16 protein-coding genes are annotated in these 17,564 nt (G+C 62.7%); 10 read left to right on the top strand and 6 right to left on the bottom strand.

Features of this window, described 5'->3' with window-relative positions; translation table 11 throughout:
* Nucleotides 1–17: 17 nt before the first annotated feature.
* The 5 genes from DX03_RS19180 to DX03_RS19160 all read right to left on the bottom strand — a co-directional run bounded on the left by DX03_RS19180 (nucleotide 18) and on the right by DX03_RS19160 (nucleotide 8,677).
* Nucleotides 18–659, bottom strand: coding sequence for a response regulator (locus DX03_RS19180; RefSeq protein ID WP_038691283.1), 642 nt, complete (start codon nucleotides 657–659; stop codon nucleotides 18–20).
* Nucleotides 660–687: 28 nt separating this feature from the next.
* The gene (locus tag DX03_RS19175; RefSeq protein WP_081797287.1) at nucleotides 688–3,843 is read right to left on the bottom strand and encodes a hybrid sensor histidine kinase/response regulator; all 3,156 of its coding nucleotides are present in this window, start codon (nucleotides 3,841–3,843) and stop codon (nucleotides 688–690) included.
* Between the two features lie 135 nt (nucleotides 3,844–3,978).
* The gene (locus DX03_RS19170; RefSeq protein WP_038691281.1) at nucleotides 3,979–4,638 is read right to left on the bottom strand and encodes a response regulator; all 660 of its coding nucleotides are present in this window, start codon (nucleotides 4,636–4,638) and stop codon (nucleotides 3,979–3,981) included.
* Nucleotides 4,635–5,855, bottom strand: coding sequence for an EAL domain-containing response regulator (locus DX03_RS19165; protein WP_038691279.1), 1,221 nt, complete (start codon nucleotides 5,853–5,855; stop codon nucleotides 4,635–4,637). The genes DX03_RS19170 and DX03_RS19165 overlap by 4 nt, the downstream gene beginning before the upstream one ends.
* On the bottom strand, nucleotides 5,852–8,677 hold the full coding sequence (locus tag DX03_RS19160; protein WP_038691277.1) for a response regulator: 2,826 nt from the start codon (nucleotides 8,675–8,677) through the stop codon (nucleotides 5,852–5,854). The genes DX03_RS19165 and DX03_RS19160 overlap by 4 nt, the downstream gene beginning before the upstream one ends.
* A 178-nt stretch (nucleotides 8,678–8,855) precedes the next feature.
* Here DX03_RS19160 and DX03_RS19155 point away from each other — a divergent pair, with 178 nt between their 5' ends.
* From DX03_RS19155 to DX03_RS19130, 7 genes are all read left to right on the top strand, one after another.
* On the top strand, nucleotides 8,856–9,587 hold the full coding sequence (locus DX03_RS19155) for a class I SAM-dependent methyltransferase (protein ID WP_038692676.1): 732 nt from the start codon (nucleotides 8,856–8,858) through the stop codon (nucleotides 9,585–9,587).
* A 268-nt stretch (nucleotides 9,588–9,855) separates the two neighbouring features.
* Entirely contained in the window at nucleotides 9,856–10,137 is a 282-nt protein-coding gene (locus DX03_RS19150; protein ID WP_038691275.1) for a hypothetical protein, read from the top strand.
* A 13-nt stretch (nucleotides 10,138–10,150) separates the two neighbouring features.
* Nucleotides 10,151–10,771, top strand: coding sequence for a DUF3011 domain-containing protein (locus DX03_RS19145; protein ID WP_244880150.1), 621 nt, complete (start codon nucleotides 10,151–10,153; stop codon nucleotides 10,769–10,771).
* A gap of 73 nt (nucleotides 10,772–10,844) precedes the next feature.
* Nucleotides 10,845–11,324, top strand: coding sequence for a lysozyme inhibitor LprI family protein (locus tag DX03_RS19140; protein ID WP_219335238.1), 480 nt, complete (start codon nucleotides 10,845–10,847; stop codon nucleotides 11,322–11,324).
* A gap of 135 nt (nucleotides 11,325–11,459) precedes the next feature.
* Entirely contained in the window at nucleotides 11,460–11,783 is a 324-nt protein-coding gene (locus tag DX03_RS21560; protein ID WP_081797286.1) for a MafI2 family immunity protein, read from the top strand.
* Nucleotides 11,784–12,090: 307 nt separating this feature from the next.
* Entirely contained in the window at nucleotides 12,091–13,359 is a 1,269-nt protein-coding gene (locus tag DX03_RS19135; RefSeq protein ID WP_038691272.1) for a hypothetical protein, read from the top strand.
* 42 nt (nucleotides 13,360–13,401) lie between these two features.
* Nucleotides 13,402–14,148 carry a DUF6794 domain-containing protein gene (locus DX03_RS19130; RefSeq protein ID WP_038691270.1) on the top strand — a complete coding sequence of 249 codons (747 nt, stop codon included), beginning with the start codon at nucleotides 13,402–13,404 and terminating at the stop codon, nucleotides 14,146–14,148.
* Nucleotides 14,149–14,220: 72 nt separating this feature from the next.
* Here DX03_RS19130 and DX03_RS19125 read toward each other — a convergent pair whose 3' ends face one another.
* Nucleotides 14,221–15,249, bottom strand: a complete 1,029-nt coding sequence (locus DX03_RS19125; RefSeq protein WP_219335237.1) for a LysR substrate-binding domain-containing protein — start codon at nucleotides 15,247–15,249, stop codon at nucleotides 14,221–14,223.
* 35 nt (nucleotides 15,250–15,284) lie between these two features.
* Between DX03_RS19125 and DX03_RS19120 the strand changes: the two genes are divergently transcribed.
* The 3 genes from DX03_RS19120 to DX03_RS19105 all read left to right on the top strand — a co-directional run bounded on the left by DX03_RS19120 (nucleotide 15,285) and on the right by DX03_RS19105 (nucleotide 17,552).
* Nucleotides 15,285–15,845, top strand: coding sequence for a hypothetical protein (locus tag DX03_RS19120; RefSeq protein ID WP_038691268.1), 561 nt, complete (start codon nucleotides 15,285–15,287; stop codon nucleotides 15,843–15,845).
* Nucleotides 15,846–16,172: 327 nt separating this feature from the next.
* Nucleotides 16,173–17,024 carry an MBL fold metallo-hydrolase gene (locus DX03_RS19110; RefSeq protein WP_038691264.1) on the top strand — a complete coding sequence of 284 codons (852 nt, stop codon included), beginning with the start codon at nucleotides 16,173–16,175 and terminating at the stop codon, nucleotides 17,022–17,024.
* Between the two features lie 129 nt (nucleotides 17,025–17,153).
* On the top strand, nucleotides 17,154–17,552 hold the full coding sequence (locus tag DX03_RS19105; RefSeq protein WP_038691262.1) for a hypothetical protein: 399 nt from the start codon (nucleotides 17,154–17,156) through the stop codon (nucleotides 17,550–17,552).
* Nucleotides 17,553–17,564: the final 12 nt, after the last annotated feature.

Below are 17,564 nucleotides of genomic sequence, written 5' to 3'. Positions count from 1 at the left end.
AAGCAACCGCGACTCGATCAGCCGAAAAGGCCTGATTCCAGACAGAACGCGACCAGTTCCTGATCCGTCCGGGTGCCCAGCTTGCGCATGGCGCTGATCTTCTGCGTGCTGACTGTCTTGCTGCTGCGATTGAGCGCGCGCGCGATGTCACCAACGCTCTGGCCGCTGGCGAACAGCCGAATCACTTCGAACTCCCGGGGCGACAAGGTGGCGGCCGAGGTGGGCTCGCCAGCCTCAGGCACCATTTCTTCGCGAGGCAGTTCGGGGGAACGGTAGATCCGCTGTGCCAGCAGGCTGGTCAGGGCCCCGTCGAGCTCATTGAGATTCCCGCTCTTGCGCACCACACCGCTGGCACCCGCGCGATACATTTCGGCAACGATGGAGGGGTTGGACACCATCGTCAGTATCAGAACGCGAGTGTCCGGGAAATTGCGGGTCAGGTAGGAAATGAGCTTGATCCCATCCCCCATCCGCTCGTCACCAGGCATGCTGTAGTCGGTGATGATGATGTCCGGCGCATGCTGCTGTGCGAGTTCCACCAGCCCGGCCGGGTCCTGTGCTTGACCGACGACCTGGAAGCGCGGGTCGCGATCAACAAGATCGGCGATGCCTGCCAGCACAATCGGGTGGTCGTCGGCAATGACGATCTTGGTCTTCAAGGCGGGGTCTCCGGATCGCGGGGAAAGGTCAAGGTGGATCGGTCGGGTCGGCGGATATCGACTCGAGATGGGCCAAGGCGCGTTCCAACCGGACAATGAACGCCTCGGTGCCAGATGCGCAGTCCTCCGCACTGGCGCCGTCGTCGATTCTATCCTCGATACGCTTGCTCTCATCGGCCAACGGTTCTGCCGACACTAGGACCAGCGCACCACGCAGGCGATGCAGCATGTGCTTGACGCCCGGCAGATCCCCGGTCTCCTGTGATCTCGCCAGCGCGGCCATATCATCACGCATGGTCTCCAGGAAGAGCGTCCGCATCCGCGGAGCGACCGAGAGGACATCCGGGCTGGATCCGGCAACAGCCAAGGGGCTCAGATGTCGGTACAGATCGTCCAGCCGGATGGGCTTCACCAGACAATCGGCCATGCCCACGCTGCGGCAACGCGCGCGCTCAGTGGGGTCGGCATTTGCGGTGGCACCGAATATCGGCGCCGTTATGCCATGCCCGTGCAGCCGCTCTGCCAGTGCGTACCCATCGACATGCGGCATGTTCAGATCGGTGATGACCACATCGAAATGGCGACGTGTCCAATAATCAAATGCCTCCGCGCCATCGCTGGCGACGACGGCATGGCACCCGAGACGCTCCAGCTGTTCACGCAGGATCATCTGGTTGATGGGGTTGTCCTCTGCGACCAGAACGCTCAGGTGTAGCGGCTGGAACGCCTTGGCCGACGGTTCCCCCTGCAGTGGCAGTGGGCGGCCGGTCGCGAGGAGCAGTGCATCGACCATCGCATCGAGGCGGTGCATGGACACCAGCCATACGCCGTTGACCTGTTGGGGATGATCGCCACCGCCGGTGCGGGCGACCACGTGAGGGCCGTCCCATGCGCCGATCGGTCCATTCATGGGGACTTCCAGAAGTGGCGTGCCGGGGATCGCGTCCATGCCCGGTTCCCGGTGAAGCCCCTGCGCGAGGAAACCGCGCTTGCGCAGACGGGCGCACAGGGTGTCAACCAGCTCGCCGGCCGGCGAGCGCACGTAAACGCGCTGCTCTGCGTCGGCGGAACGTCCGGTCGGGGAGGAATCCTCTGGCCGGTCCAGCTCGAGCTCGAAACTGAAACTGCTCCCAAGCCCCGTGTCACTGACCACTCTCAGTTGGCCGCCCATCAGGCCCACCAGTTGCGCGCTGATCGCCAACCCAAGGCCGGTGCCCCGCTGCGCATCGGCGCCCGGATTGGCCTGATAGAACGCTTCGAAGAGATGCGCTTGATGGTGTTCCTCGATCCCGATCCCGGTATCGGCCACCTGCCAGGCGAGCGTCGCCTTTCGCCCGCTCACGTCCCGTGGCTGAAGCCGGATGACCACGCGGCCGGCCTCGGTGAACTTGATGGCGTTGCTGACCAGGTTGTTCAGGACCTGACGTATCCTCGCGCCGTCGCCGTGGACGTGCCCAGGCACGTCGCCATCAATGCAGGCATACAGCTGCAGGTTCTTCCGCGTCGCGGACGCGGCATATGAGCGGAGTACCTCTTCGGTGAGTTCGGCCGGAGAGAACAGCACGGGCTCCAGGACCAGCTGTCTGGCTTCGGCCTTGGACACGTCCAGGATGTCGCCAATCAACTGCATCAACGTGGAGGACGAATGCTGGATGGTGCTCAGGTAGTCTCTCTGCTGACTGTCCAACGCGGTGAGCCCAAGCAGCTCCAGCGTGCCCAGAACGCCGTAGAGGGGGGTGCGGATCTCATGGCTCATGGTCGCCAGGAACAGGCTCTTGGCGCGGTTCGCCTGATCGGCCTCCTGCCGAGCCTGTTGTAGAACCTGCTCGGCCTCGTGCTGTGCAGTGAGATCGATGAACAGGCAAAGGGTGACAGGCTCGCCGCGATACCGGGCTTGGGTGGTATTGATCAGCAGGTGGCGTCCATCCGGTGTCCGGTAGGGAATCGTGCGGCTCTGCCCGGATTTCACCAACGTCAGTGCATCTTGACGCCACGTGCCATCCCAGCCAGGAGCGTCGTGTCGAGCACCCAGCCACTCGCGAGCCAGCGCATTCTCCAGTACCACGCTGCCATCACTGCTGCGAAGAAGACACAGCCCTATCGGAGCGGCCTCCAGGACGGTACGGCTGAACGCCTCGCTCTCCTGCAGCCGTTCCTGATTCCTGCGCAGCGGCACCAGGACGGAGCGGCGGTAGCTGCGAAGCGCCACGATGCCACCGAGCGCAAGCAGGATGGCCGCAATCACGCCGCCGATCAGAGGCCAACGCTGGTGAAGCAGCACGCGCGCCCAGCCGACCTGATAGACCGCTTGCCAGCCTTCAGCGTCACGCATGCGATAGGTAATGCTCCCTGCGCTGTAGTGTCTGCTTTGCCCGCCGCCACCATCGACTTCCGGCCCGTAGAGCAGCCGCCCGTCGGGGGCCAGGATCGAAAGCCGGTCGTAAATAGGCTCTCCAAGCACCTGCTGGTGGTCGTCGATGCGGGACACATCCAGCATGCAGGAGATCGCCGGGGTCCCGCCATTGGCCCATAGGGCCGCATCCTGGGGAGAGCGCATGACGGACAGCAGCCAACGGCTCCCATCGGCCAGATCGCGACGGTGCCACCCCATGCCGCCGTTCTGAGGGCTTGTGATCGAGGCTTCTGCGTGAATGATGCCCATCATCCGGCGCAGGGTTGGATCCGCAGTGTTATCCGAACCGCTTATGGGGAGCGCATGCGGCACCAGCGCTGCCATCGTGCCGGTGCCATCGAGCAGGAGGCAACGCGGCGACGGATAGCGCGAATCGGACCAAAAGCTGCCATAGAACCCTGAGAAAGCTCTGCCCAACTCCGTTGCTGCGGGTGAAGGCGGGGATCCGTTGCTGCTTACGACGGAAAATGGAGAGAAGGCTGCGGGGTAAGGACTGGCATCCAGAAAGCGTGGCGTGGCGCGCTTTGAATCCGCGGGATCCAGCTGATGGCCCTGCCAGCGCGCCATGAAGCGCTCTTGTTCGTGCAGCGCACCAGAAAGGCGCTTGAAGTGGAAATCAACCTTCTGCTGCTCTTCCCGAAGCAGCTGTAGCGAGCTGGAGAGAAGAAGACCGGCCTGAATGGTGGCCACGGCGATGGTGCCCACGAGCAGGCTGTGCAGCCACAGGGACCTGCGCGCAAGCAAGCGCACGGGAGTGGACTCGACCGGCATGCATATCTCGTCTGACGGGCGGAGCGGCCCTTGCGAAGGATAATCGATAGGAACCCGGCCGCGCACGGGGCGGTGAAGGTCCCCCCAGCGGTCTCACCCCTGCAACCATTCACGGGCTCCCGTCAGATGACCTGGTCACTCCAACCCGACAAAGTTCAGGCCCAGCGCCACCAGTTCCTGGTCGCTCCTCGTACCGAGCTTGCGCTTCGCACTGGCTTTCTGGGCGCTGACGGTGCAGCGGCTCCGATTGAATCTCGCCGCGATGTCACTCACGGTCTGGCCGTTGGAAAACAGCCTGACGACCTCCAGTTCCCGCGGCGACAGGCCGTGTCGAGGCGCTTGAGTGTGATCAGTCGTTGCGCTGGAACGACCAGCGCTACTTGACCGATAAGTGCGCTGCATCCGTGCCGCTGTCAGTGCGCTGAGAAGTTCAGCCGGATCCCCCGATTTGGTGATCACGCAGTGCGCCCCGACTCTGTACATCTCATCGATCATCCACGGGGTGGTGATCATTGTCAGAACGAGAATGGGGAGTGAGGGAAACGCCCTGTGCAGCCTGCCGATGAGCACGGAGCCATCGCAGGTGCGGGAATCGCCGGGCATCACGTAGTCGGTGACCAGAATGTCAGGTTGTTGCGTATGGAGCGCCCTCATGAGTGCGGCGGAATCACTCACCTGTGCAACCACCCGGAATCGGCCGTCCTGCTCGATCAGTTCACGAACGCCCGCCAGTATGAATGGGTGATCGTCGGCAATCACAACGCGGGACGTCCCTCGGCCGTCCTGGCGTTTCATCGGCCGTCATTCCGCTGGGCGCGCGTCTCACCATTCAAAAGCTCTGCGAAGGCGTCTGGGGGGATCGCGGCGGAGATCAGATAGCCCTGCACTTGTGTGCAGCCGAGTCCCCGGAGCGTAGACAGCTCTTCATCCGTCTCCACACCTTCGGCGACGATGTTGAGGCCGAGCTTCTGGCCAAGCGTGATCACGGTGCTCAAGGCGCTCCGCAGTGCAGAATCCCGCGTGCAGCCATGTACCAGAGACCGATCGATTTTTACCTCGGTGAATGGAGCGCTCACCAGGTTGTGCACGGAGCTCAGTCCCTGTCCAAAGTCATCCTGGGCCAACCCGAAGCCTTTCATGCGCAGGCGGCAGGCGCCAGCGTAATAGTCGCTGACATGCCGGGTGGTGCTGCTCTCCATCAGCTCGAAACAAAGATCAGCAGGCGAGCCGCCGTGCTCAATGGTCAGCTCCGCCAGTTCCTCCGGTAGGGTGCTTCTTTCCAGGAGATGGGGAGGCAAATTGACTGATACGGGAATTCGAAAGCCCCTCGCGCGCCACTGGGCCTGCGCGAGAACGCTCATCTTCACCATGTGCCGCAGTAGTGCCAGCTCGAGTGCGTTTTCCTGGATCAGCGGGAGAAACTGACCGGGCGATATCAAGCCCTGTTCTGGGTGGCACCAGCGGACCAACGCTTCGGCCGCCACCACAAGGCCGGAGCCCAGCGATTTTTTCGGCTGGAACCACGCCGTGATCTCACCGCTCTTCATGGCCCGCCACAACGTGTCGCGGCTTGCTGCCAACGGGAGCTTGGCCTCCTTGCTGACGGCGGCGACGCGATGCGCGCCTTCCTGCTTTTGGCTCAACAACGCCATTACATCGGCAACATCGCCAGGGGATACGGGCTTTGGGAGTACCGCAAGCACGCTGAATCCCAAGGATTCGGCCATCAGACGGGCGGAGAACATCATGCGTGTCGACGCCGAGCTGACCAATACCAGTGCCGGCTTCCGATCCTGGGCAGCCAGGCTCTGGATGAACTGAATGCCGTCCACCCCGGGCATCATCATGTCGGTGACGACCAGGTCGTAGGGACGCCAGTGGCACATCGCCAGCGCATCGGCGCCATCGCCCGAGGTATCTGCGTGGGTTCTCGATGCGCTGTTGAAGAGCTGAGCCAGCATGCTGCGTTGGAAGGCCTGGTCTTCCAGGATCAGTACATGGCGGATGGTCATGCCGGTGCTCCGTGGGACAGTTGGGTCAGGGCGCGGCGCAAGGTACCGATGTCCACGGGCTTCGCCAGGTAGCCGGCCATGCCACTGGCAAAGCAGCGTTCACGCTCTTCGGGGGTGGCGCTGGCTGTCGCGCCGATCACTGGGAAAAGGATGTCGTGCTGACGCAGGCTTCTGGTCAACGCATGCCCGCTCATGCGCGGCATGTTGATGTCGGTCAAGACCACGTCGAACGGTTGCGACCGGCACAGCTCCAAAGCATTCTGGCCGTCGGTTGCTGTCAGGACGCTGCAGCCGAGTGTTTCCAGCTGCTCCTTCATGATGATGCGATTGATCGGATTGTCCTCGGCGACCAGCACCCGCAGATCCAGCGCGTCGGGTCGGGATACCGCTGCCATCGGTACAGGGGCGTCGCTCTGTTGCAGCCGCGCCAACGCGTTTGCAATGGCGCGGATGCTGAACATTGTGACGGTGAGGTGGCGGGGGTTCCCCGGATCAACGACGGGCGTATCGCCTGCATCAGGCAGTGCGGTGACGCGGGGACCCCGCCAGCTGACGGGGGGAGAGCCGCGTGGATCGCTGTCGAGCAGAATGGCGTTCTCGTCCGGCGCGAGCGGCATCCCCGGTTCATAGCGACGCACGGTGGCACCCCACCGCTGCAGCCATTCGCTTCCACTATCTGCCAATTCGGAAACAGAGCACCGGACATAGATCAGCGGTTGCGCCAGCAACTTGGGCGCACTTTCCTCGGGCGTGGCCCGCGAATCGGTCTTCAGCGGCAGCACCATCGTGAAACTGCTGCCCAGGCCGGGCTCGCTGACCAGACGGATGTCGCCGTTCATCAGCCGCACCAGTCGGTCGCTGATGGACAATCCCAGCCCGGCACCTTCCAAGCGGTTGTGTGTGCCGATCTGACGGAAGGGTTCGAACAGACGCGCATGCTCGGCTTGGGCGATGCCTACGCCGGTATCGGTGACCTGCCAGCTCACGGACACCATATCCGCCTCACGTGCGACCAGCCGGACGCGCAGGCAGATGTTCCCGCTGTCAGTGAATTTGATCGCGTTGCTCAACAGATTTCCCAGAATCTGCCGAATCCGACCGGCGTCGCCCAGGACCTGGTCCGGCAGCGCGGGGTCGGTGCATACCATGATCCGTATTCCCTTTCGTTCAGCGGCTGCCGCATACGCACGAAGGGTCGACTCCGCCAGATCCAAAGGGGAAAACGGTGCCACGACCAAGGTGAGCTGACCCGATTCAATCTTGGTCACATCCAGAATCTCGCTGATCAGCTGAAGCAGGGCCGAAGAGGATTGCTCGATGGTTGCAAGGTACTGGCTCTGTCGAGCGTCCAGTGACGTATGCGCCAAAAGCTCCAGCGTGCCGAGCAGGCCATACAGAGGGGTCCGGATCTCGTGGCTCATCGTGGCAAGAAAGGCAGTCTTGGCTTGACTGGCGGCGTCAGCCGCCTGCTTTGCCGCGGACAAGGCCGCCTGGATCTGACGATGTCTGCTCACGTCGTTGAAAACGCACAGCAGGACATCTTCGCCGTGATAGCGGGTCCGAGCGGCCAGCACCTGGAGTTGTCGGCCATCGCTGGTGGTGTAGTCCGCGCTGCGACGTTCGCCCAGCGGGTCCGCATTGCCGGTTCGCAGATTGCCCAGCCAGTCGCCTGCTGCGGCATCGTTGCCAAGCCAGTCACGTGCAAGCTGGTTCTCCACCATCGGGGTGCCATCGTGGCCGCGCAGCACGCAAACTCCGACCGGCGCCATCTCGATCACTGTGCTGCCGAAATCGAAGCTCTCCAGGAGTTGTCGATGCTGTAGCAGCGCCGGCTGGATCAACTGGCGGTCGATGCGTCGGGTCAGCGCACGCAGCGCAACCACGCCAGCCAGGGACATCAGCAGCGAAATGCCCAGATGGGGCGCGATATCAACCAGCAGCAGGCTCAGGGGCGCGTGGTACACCAGCCGCCAGCCGTCTTCGCCAATGCCCTTGACCAATGCCAGGCCCTCGGGACGAGCGCCATCCCAGATCCATCCGAACTCGTCCTGCGCATGCCGACGCATCCAGCTTGCGGAAGGGGAGCGCTCCCCTTGCGTCAGGACTGCCTCCCCGTGCTTGTCCAGCAAAGCAAAGTCGCCAATGCCGTTGCCATTCAGGGTCTTGATCATGGCGTCCGAGTCAATCGCCAATCCCAGCCAGTGGGAAGCGTCTGGTTCCGCGCCGCCGATCGCCCGATAAAGATAAATAGGCGATCCCGTCTGTGTTGGTGCAACCCAGCGCACCCGGCTATCGCTAGGACGTTCACCATCCGGCGCCAGCGGGCTTCCCACGGTGTGTTGTCGAGAGATGAAACTGGCGCTCGGCTCCTCGTGAGCAGCCGAGCGAACGGCCACTGAGGTGCCGTCAATGTGCACCAAGCGCACGCCAAAATCGGCCAAGGTCTGTTCAGCCCGTGCCGACAGGAGCAGAGTCAATTCCTGTCCGTCGCCCGCCGTACCCAATCGGAGTCGACGAACGTTCCGGTCAACGTCATGCCTCCAGGCGCGCGCCTTCTGGCTGGAGGTGTGGACGTTGACGACCGAGTCGACCAGATAGTTCAGGAGGGCTTCGCGCTGGTCCACATAAAGCTGCGCTCGATACGCAGCAGCGTTCATCCCGCGCCTGTGTACGGAGACGTCATCGCCAAGCTGAACGAGGACGTAGAAGATCCCGGTACCGACCAGGCACACCAGGATGCACGCCGACAGCCACCGCAGCAGCACGGTGGCTGCGACGGCAGGAGCGTCAATCGCGGGGTGCTGTGGAAGGAGGCGATGCATGAAAGCATGCTATGGAGACGCATCAAGCCACTCCATCAGCCAATCCTTAAAGGCCGTCTCCTCACGCGGAGGTCGGCATGTCCGTTCAGCTCCGGCCAGACGGGGGCTGGAACTGCCAATAAGGGTGTTTCCTGTGGCGTTGACCGGTTCTAGAATTGAATTCGATTCGGAGTCCAGCGTGTCCCAGAACATCTACGACAATCAGGCCTTTTTTGATGGCTATGCCCGACTGCCGCGCTCGCAGTTCGGTCTGGAGGCCGCTCCCGAGTGGCCGGCCATCCAGGCTATGCTTCCTGTGCTGACGGGAAAACGGGTTCTGGACCTTGGCTGTGGATACGGTTGGTTCTGCCGCAGGGCACGAGTCGCAGGAGCCGCCAAGGTGCTCGGTATCGACTTGTCCGAAAAAATGCTCGCACGAGCTCGAGAGCTCACCGAGGACACCGACATCAGTTACCAGCGTGGCGATCTGGAGCAGCTCGTACTGCCGAGCCAGGCGTTCGACGTGGTCTACAGCCAACTGACGCTGCACTACCTTCCGGACATCGGCCCGCTGTTTGCTTCCATCCATCAGGCACTGCCGCCTGGCGGTTGGTTTGTGTTCACGGTGGAGCACCCGATCTATACGTGCTCACCACGTCAGGCTTGGCTCACCGATGAAGAAGGTCAGCGTTCTTGGCCGGTCAATAATTACCAGAACGAAGGCAAGCGCGTCAGCAACTGGCTGGCTGACGGGGTGGTGAAGTATCACCGGACATTGAGCACGACATTGAACGCGTTGATTGCCGCTGGCTTTACTATTCGCCACGTCAATGAGTGGGGGCCGGCTGCGGAGCAGATTGAAGCTAACCCAGCACTTGCCGAAGAGGCGGAGCGGCCCATGATGGTTTTGTTTTCCGCACAGCGATTGTAGCCATTCTAACTGCTGCGGCCAAAGGCTCTGTAAAGGAATCGCCACGCGCCCCGACAACCTCAATCATCGTTGGCCGCATCAAAGGGCCATCTGACTTCTTTAGACGCTTTCCTTCGCCTCCGCTCTCGACGCCTGCGCCTAGGGAGGCGATGCGCTTCGGCCCGCCTATGTGAACGGACCACCAGCAGGCAGCTCACAGATCTTTCACCCATTGGCGTCGTTAATTAGCCGTGGCCAACCGGGCCATCTCAGATTGACTGGAGCCCTCATGCGGACCACGTTGATTGGCGCGTTTGCCGTGCTCTCTGGTGCAGTGATGCTGGCTGGATGTGGCACCACCCAGATCAAGGCATGGAGCAAGCCGGGTGCAAGCGAAGAGCAGAAGCAGCGCGATCTGGCCGAATGCGATTACGACGCCTCCAAGGCTACGACCGGGGATGGAAAAGCGCCAAAAAGCACCGGCGACGCAGTAGGGGATGGCGTGGTCCGCGGCATGGAAAAATCGGATCTCATCAAGAAGTGCATGCGCGTCCGCGGCTATAGCGGTTGAGTTGGATGCAGGCGTGAACCTTCCTTCCACGTGCAAGGAGCGTCGTATGCGAGGTTTGCTTTCCTTGGTGGTACTGATCGGTCTGGTTCCCCTGGGCCAGGCTGCAGCGGGCGAAACCGTCGAGTGCGCGTCGCGCCATTTCGAGTACAACGAGTGCGGTGCCGGACCTCTCAGATCCCCGCAGCTCATTCGCCAATCTTCGTCCAGCGCCTGCATCGTCAACAGTACGTGGGGCTTCAACAGGCGCAGTGGTTACATCTGGGTGTCGGACGGCTGCGCGGGCGTATTTGCGGATGTCGGCGGATACCACCATGGCAGGGGCGACGGATACGACTCCAATGCGCGTCGCTACGACGACCACGGTCATGACGTGGGGGCGGTGGCTGCCGGCGTGGTACTCGCTGCGCTGTTGGCGGGAGCGGCCGATGACAATTCGCACAAAAGCCACAAACACCACAGCAGCAGCGACTACGACGGCTGCCATGGCAATGGTTGCCTCGTCGACAACCCGGACGCGATCGATACACGGCCCCAGTTCGACAAGGACGGCAATCCAAACTTTGACACCCATGGCAACTACCAGGGCTGCCACGGCGAGGGCTGCAAGGTCGACAACCCGGACGCCAACAACTGATTTTCCGTGCGGGCGCGCCTAACGGTCGCCAGTCTGTTGGCACCCTATGCGCGTCCTTGAAGGAGTGACCCGAATGAGAGTATCTGTCGCAGTACTTTCTCTCGCGTGCGCCCTCTCCGTTGGGACCGTAGCCAACGCTGAGGCGAAGAAAGGCAGTGCAACGCCTGCGGCGGCACCGCATACCTCCGATGGCATGGCCTGTGACAGCCCCAACCAGTCGCAGGCGGGCCTCAACCAGTGTGCAAGCAACAGCGCCAAAAGCGCAGACGCCGAGCTCAACCGGATCTACGCAAAAGTGCTGGCCGCCAATGCAACCGACACGGCCTTCCTGGAGAAGTTCAAGGCCGCACAACGCGCCTGGATAGTGTTTCGCGATGCACAGATTGCGGCGCGATACCCGAGCCCCGCCGATTACGGCAGCGTCCTGCCGATGTGTGAAAGCGGAGAGTATGAGCAGCTGACGCGTGATCGGATCAAACAGCTCAATGCGTGGATAGCAGGGACGGAGGAAGGCGACGTCTGCGCGGGCTCCTATCCCATGAGCGGACAGTAGAGGACGCGTCGGGGCGTGCCAACGCCTGGTGCGGATCTTGGGGTCGCGTTGTAGCAAGCGCTGGCGCGCCGTAGATTTCGCTATGGGTGAGTGATGTAATCAGGCGCTGTGGGCTGCTATGGAGACGTTGGACACATGGACGACATCGCATCACCCTTGGCGCTCGTCTTCTCGTTGGCCCGAGGCCTCTGGGGCGAGGTCCATCCAACGTTACGTCAGGCTTCGATCGAGGCCGACGAGGAAGCGCAGATGGTTCGTCTTCGTTTCGAGTACGACGGAGACGCCACGGGTCCGGCTCAAGAGAGTTGCTCATGCGCGGCGACCAGCGTCATCGCTGATTTTCCCTCGCCGTGGGACGTGGATGAGCAGCATGTAGCGTCTCCGGCACCAAGCCCTCTATCCCCGCTAAGGCACGTTGTTTACCGCCGCTGGGAGCCTGATGGTGCGGCCTGCAGGTGAAGCGTGGGCCGTGGATGCTCCTGGTGCAGGTCCCACCGGATGCCCTTGCCACTGGCGCACAGCATCCAAAGCCAACCATCGGATCACCAGACGTAGTTTCGCCCGGCTGGAAAAGAATCGAGCGCTGTAGAAAAGCGGCGAACGCCTGCTCTACACTGGCCCGCAGCTCGTCCACCTGCTTTTCCTGGGCCTACGGTCCAGAAGGCGTTGAACGGGCTGCACGCAGCGAAGGGAGCTGTGGCCGCGATTCAACTCGCGGTCTTTCGGGGATAGCCGTAACGCCGAGTCATCCAAGGGGATAAGCGAGATGCGTCTGACGTTGATTGGGGCGGCACTGTCGCTCGCCTGCCTGTGCGCCGCTTCCGCTCATGCGGAGACCGTTGTACCGCTCACCTTCGCCGACCGCCTGGCACAGGCGGGGTCGCCGCTGACCGTCCGGCCGGACGGCTTCTCGGGTCCGGGCGCCGCCATCTTGTCGGACGCCGTAGATGCCAGCCGGTACGTCCTCATCGGCGAGAGCCATTTCTCGCGCGAGATCCCCGCCTTCACCACGAACGTCTGTCGATTGATGGCGCCCGGCGGCCTGACCGCCATGGCCGTCGAGACCGGGCCGGAGGCCGCCGGCGCAGTCAACGCACGGATGAGAGCACCGGACCGCGAACAGCAGATTGCCGACTTCCTGACCACCTATCCCGACGTCATGGCGTTCCTCAACAGCCGCGCCGAAGGCCAGACGGTGGCCGATTGCGCCGCTGTCGCCGGCCCGGGCTTCACGTTGTGGGGGCTGGACCAGGAGTTCCTGGGGGTAAGCGGCTATCTGTTCGACCAGATGCTGGCGTCCGGCCCCGGGCCGCTCGCCCGCGCCCAGATCGAGGCCTTGGCCACGCAGGAGCGGGCGGCCGTGAAAGCCGCGCTCGCCTCCGGCTCCCCCATGGACCTGTTCCTGTTGAAGGCCACCGATGCGACGCTGGATCCGGCAGGGAAAGCCATCAACCAGGACGGCGGTGACCGGGCAAAGGCGCTGTTCGCCGCTTTGCGCGAAACACGCGCCATCTATCAGGCTTCGCAGTCTGGTCGTGGCGATGCGAACGGACGCAGGGCACGGCTGATGAAGCGGACGCTCACGGCCCATTTCGCCGAGGTGCCGCAGGCGCGCGTGCTGATGAAGTTCGGCGCCTATCATCTCTACAAGGGCTACAACCCACTCGGCCAGCGCGACGTGGGTAACTTCGTCGCCGAACATGCCGACGGACAGGACGTGAAGGCGCTGAACCTGATCGTCGGGGGCGCGAAAGGCGTGGGCGCCGGCTACAACGGGGTCGGTCGCCCGATGAAGGTGTACGACTTCGATGCGACCACGGGCGAGGACAGCGACTGGCGCAAGGATGTGATGTTGGCCCGCCCCTCGGGCGCGGCGCCCGGGGACTGGATTCTGGTGGATCTGCGCCTGCTGCGCAGCAAGGATCTGGACGCCCCGACGCCGGAATGGCGCGCGCTCATCTTCGGCTACGACCTCGCCATTGTGGCGCCGGCGCTGTCTCCGTCCACCAAGCTTGGCGCGGATGTCGGCCTCTAGCGGGCGCACGCGTTCCAAGGCCGGCATCAGGCAACCACACCGATGAAAGACATGCGCAAAACGGGGCTTCGGGCGATCGCGTTGCTTTCGCTGGCGCTTGTCGCGTGCACGCCGCGCGCGTCTGACGCGCCGGCGAGCGCCTCGTTGCCTGGCACGGTTGACGAAGCCGTCGACCGACTTCTGGCTGAACTGCCTGCCGATGACGTCGATTGGATGCGGCGAAACCCAAAGGACAGTGTCCTCAGCCAGCTTTACATGGGATACGGAACCGGCTTGCGCAACGAGTTCGGCGTGTGGGGTGGCAACCAGGCCCTGCTCACGTCCTGCGGAACTGACGATGCGGAGGGGTGCTCGGTCGTCATCCTCCATGGACTGTGGGACAGAGTGCAGGCGCAAACCGATCCTGCGCTACGTGCGTCCCTGCAATGCCAGTTCGCAACGGTGCACACGATCCGAATCGATACGACGGGTTGGTATCTGCTCACCGTGGGCGACATGCTGGATGCCATGCAGGCGCAGATCGATCGCCAGGTGGCTGAAGCGGCCGCACCGGGCTGCCCGACCCAGTTGCGCATCGTGCCCGTGGGCGAGGTGAACCGCCACTGCTTCGTGCGTGCGGAGTTCGAGCATGAGGAGCCGCTGGACGTCGTGTTGATGTGGCTCGGGTTCCGAAACGCGCTTACTCCTCGCCATGCGCCGCCCAATCTGGAGCTAGAATTCAACCAGGCGTGCGCGTGGCCCGAGCGTCCGATGCACTTTGAACCCGAACACAAGGCGTCCGCTGGCTGACACGGGACGCGTGGCGCGTGTGCCAAGGTCTGCTTCTGGCCGAAAGTGGACATGCGACAACATCCGCGCGTTTCATTCGTGGAGTCGCGGCCTCGTGTCGCAAGCCACATCTGCAGCTCCGACCTTGCCAACTTCCGCTAGCAACCACTGCGCGAACTTCTTCACGGGGCCCGTAGTTAGGCCGATCGGTTCGGGCAGCACCAGGCAGAACGTCTTGGACACCGCCTCACCTTGCGGCCATGGCGCAACCAGTCGACCTTGCTCCAGCTCTTCCTCCACGTAGAGGCGCGGCACCAGTGCGACCCCGAGGCCTGCAAGCGCGGCCTCAATCAACATCGCATGCAGGTCGTACCTTGCGCCCACTGCTGGATTGGTGAGGGTTATACCCACGCTCTCGGCATAGCGCTGCCAGGCATCGGGACTCTGTCGCCGGTGCAGCCGCGGCAGTGTCTCCAGCGAGACGGTGCGGTGTCCCTTCTTGATCAGCGTGGGACCGCACACCGGCAACAGAACCTCCTGCAGCAGCGGGTAGGTCCGCATGCCCGCCCAAGCCGGATGCTCAAAGTGCACGGCGGCATCGAATCCACTGCCGGCCAGGACGAACGGCTCTATGCGCTGGGAAAGGTGCACGGTGATGTTTGGATGCGCGCGGGTAAACGCGGGCATGCGAGGGATGAGCCATCGCATCGCGAAGGTCGGCGTGACGGCAATGTCCAGACTTGCGGCGTTCTCCGGCTGGCCCATCAGGTACTGACTGTCCCGGTCCAAACGCTCTAGTGACTCCCGAACCTGGGCGGCGTAGCGCTCGCCATTGGGCCGTAGGCGGACGCGATTGCCGACCCGCTCAAACAAGGGCACACCCAGAAAGGACTCCAGCCTGCCGATTTGGCGGCTGATGGCCCCCTCGGTCAGGGAAAGCTCCTCCGCCGCTCGCGCGAAGCTGCCGTGGCGGGCGGCGGCCTCAAAGGCGATCAGGGCGGTGCTACTGGGAATCTTTCTGCGCATTTGGACTTCAGCGTGATCTTTTGTCACTGAAGCATACCGAACAATCGATTTTTGGGGTGGCAGATAAGGCCTAGCATGATGAAACGTCAACAACATGCCCAAGCGCACCTGCAGGGCTAGGAGTGTTATCCATGATCTATACCGTCGAATGCAGCTATTCCGACTCCGCGACCGAGGCGGAATGGAACGACTTCTACAGCCTGCATAAACTGCCGGCGCTGATTTCGGTCAGGGGGTTCCACACCTCGCAACGCTTCAGGGCATGCGGTGCGGGTTGCCCGACCTACCTTGCCCTTCACTCGATAGATGGCCTGGAGGTCTTACAGGGGGAGGAATACGCCCGGAAGGGCGGAGGTAACTTTGCTCGCTGGCAGCAGCAGATCAATGACTGGCACCGCAATCTCTACCGTGGCTTGAATCGGGCCCCCGCCGTCGAACAGGGCAACTATCTGCTGGTGAGCCGCGTCGGCCCGGAGCCGCTCATTGCGATGGGGACTTCCCCCGATGGGTTGCATGCGGTTGCACTGGATCACGCACCCGCAGCGATCTGGCTGGCGCGCCTCCCGCCCGGTGACTCACCCGTCGTTGAACTCCTGCCGGTTGGCGTGCACGCGTATACACCCATGACAGCGCAACTCAAGAGCGTGGCGGTTGACGGCCAACACGGATCGGAGCAGCACTCACATGCCTAGGCTCACGATCTACTTCACCGCGGAACGGATGCCGGCGGACGACAGTCTGGACGCGCTAACGGAGCGATGCGCAGTGCTGTGCACGGACGTGCTTGGTGCTGCGTTGGACAACGTGCACATCCTTTACCTAATTGCGCGTCAGGGTCGGGGCCATCCGGCGTCCGCGGAACTAGCCTACCGCCTGGGACCGGGGAGAACGCCCGAGCTCATGGATGAATTCATGCGGCAGCTGGATCGGGCCATCCAACAACATGCAGGACTGACGGCGCGCATCCGATGCTTTGGCTACGCCAATGATTCAATCCACGCACGCAACTGACCAACGACATGAACGCATCCACCATTGAACGGGCTCTGCCCACGCTTCAGATCGGTGACTTCCTTATCCAGGCGATCAGCGATGGCCATCTGACCGCCAGTCTGGATCTGCTCTCCCACATCGATCCGGCCGACGCCACGCGGCTGCAGCTGCAGGCTGGGGTCAACGACCCCTCATTGATCCACATCAACTGCTATCTGGTAAGGGGAAGGGGGCGCACTATCCTCATCGACGCTGGCGCCGGCGGCATCAAGGGATGGGGAGGGAAGCTGAAGGTCAATCTGGTGCGAGCGGGCGTGCGTGCCACAGATGTGGACACGATCCTGCTCACACATGCTCATCCTGACCACGTTGGCGGTCTGCTCGACGCTCAGGGTGGTCCTGTCTTCCCCAATGCCGAGCTACTCATACACCCCCGAGAGCTGTCGTTCTGGGAGGACGACGGCAACCTTGCCCGCAGCGGTGACCGCGCACGGGGCAACTTCCTGCTTGCACGGCAGGTGTTCGCCGGGTATCGCCACAGCCTTCGCTTGTTGGCCGAAGGCGAAGTTCTGCCCGGTATCAGCACAATCCCGCTGCCGGGCCATACCCCAGGTCACACAGGCTATCGGGTCGATTCGGCGGGCCGGACCGCGTTGATCTGGGGCGATGTCGTTCATTTTCCAAACATCCAGATTGCCCGCCCCGAGGTATCCATCGCATTCGACCAGGATCCGCAGCTGGCTGCAGCGGCCCGTTCAGCGCTTTTGGATATGGTCAGTGCAGATCGGTTGATCGTGGCCGGCATGCACTTGGGTGAGCTGGGGTTTGCTCGCATTCAGCGCTTGGGAAGGGGTTATTCCTTCAGCTACGCCGGATGAAGAAGGACTGATTGGTGTAACGGCAGTGTCCGCTTCTGGCCGAAAGCAGACACCCCGCCGGGGCGGGGTCGTTGCGCCCGTGGTAGTGTCCGCTTCCGACCCAGAACGCATGCATGGACTTGTAAATTCATGGAACCCAGCAAGATCGATCCGGCATGGCCAAACGCCCTTCGTTGGTTTCTCAGTCAGGGACTGACCCGGTTCACGCCATGGCATTTTTTGTCCGACGCCTCTGATTTTGCATTCGCTTCGCGCGCTTTCCAGCGCGAGGACGTAAGCGGCGAAGAGGTCTTTGTTTTTGCTGCCCGGCAAGATCGCGACGACTTCGCGGGTCTATTGATTGTTGATGGCCGCATCACAGATCGGGTTGTGTACTTCCATCCGGTTTTTGCCGACAGCAGCCAGCCATCGCCCAGGACATGGAACATCGTCTGCGACGCCTACGAAGACGTGTTCGAGGTCGTCAAGGCGCGGGTGATTGAAGACATGAAAGACTGGGCACTGGTCGAAGACGCTGCGGATCTTTGAGCAACGACCGCT

Source organism: Stenotrophomonas rhizophila (assembly GCF_000661955.1).
GTDB classification, from domain to species: Bacteria; Pseudomonadota; Gammaproteobacteria; order Xanthomonadales; family Xanthomonadaceae; genus Stenotrophomonas; species Stenotrophomonas rhizophila.
This window is presented reverse-complemented; position numbering and strand designations above follow the sequence as displayed.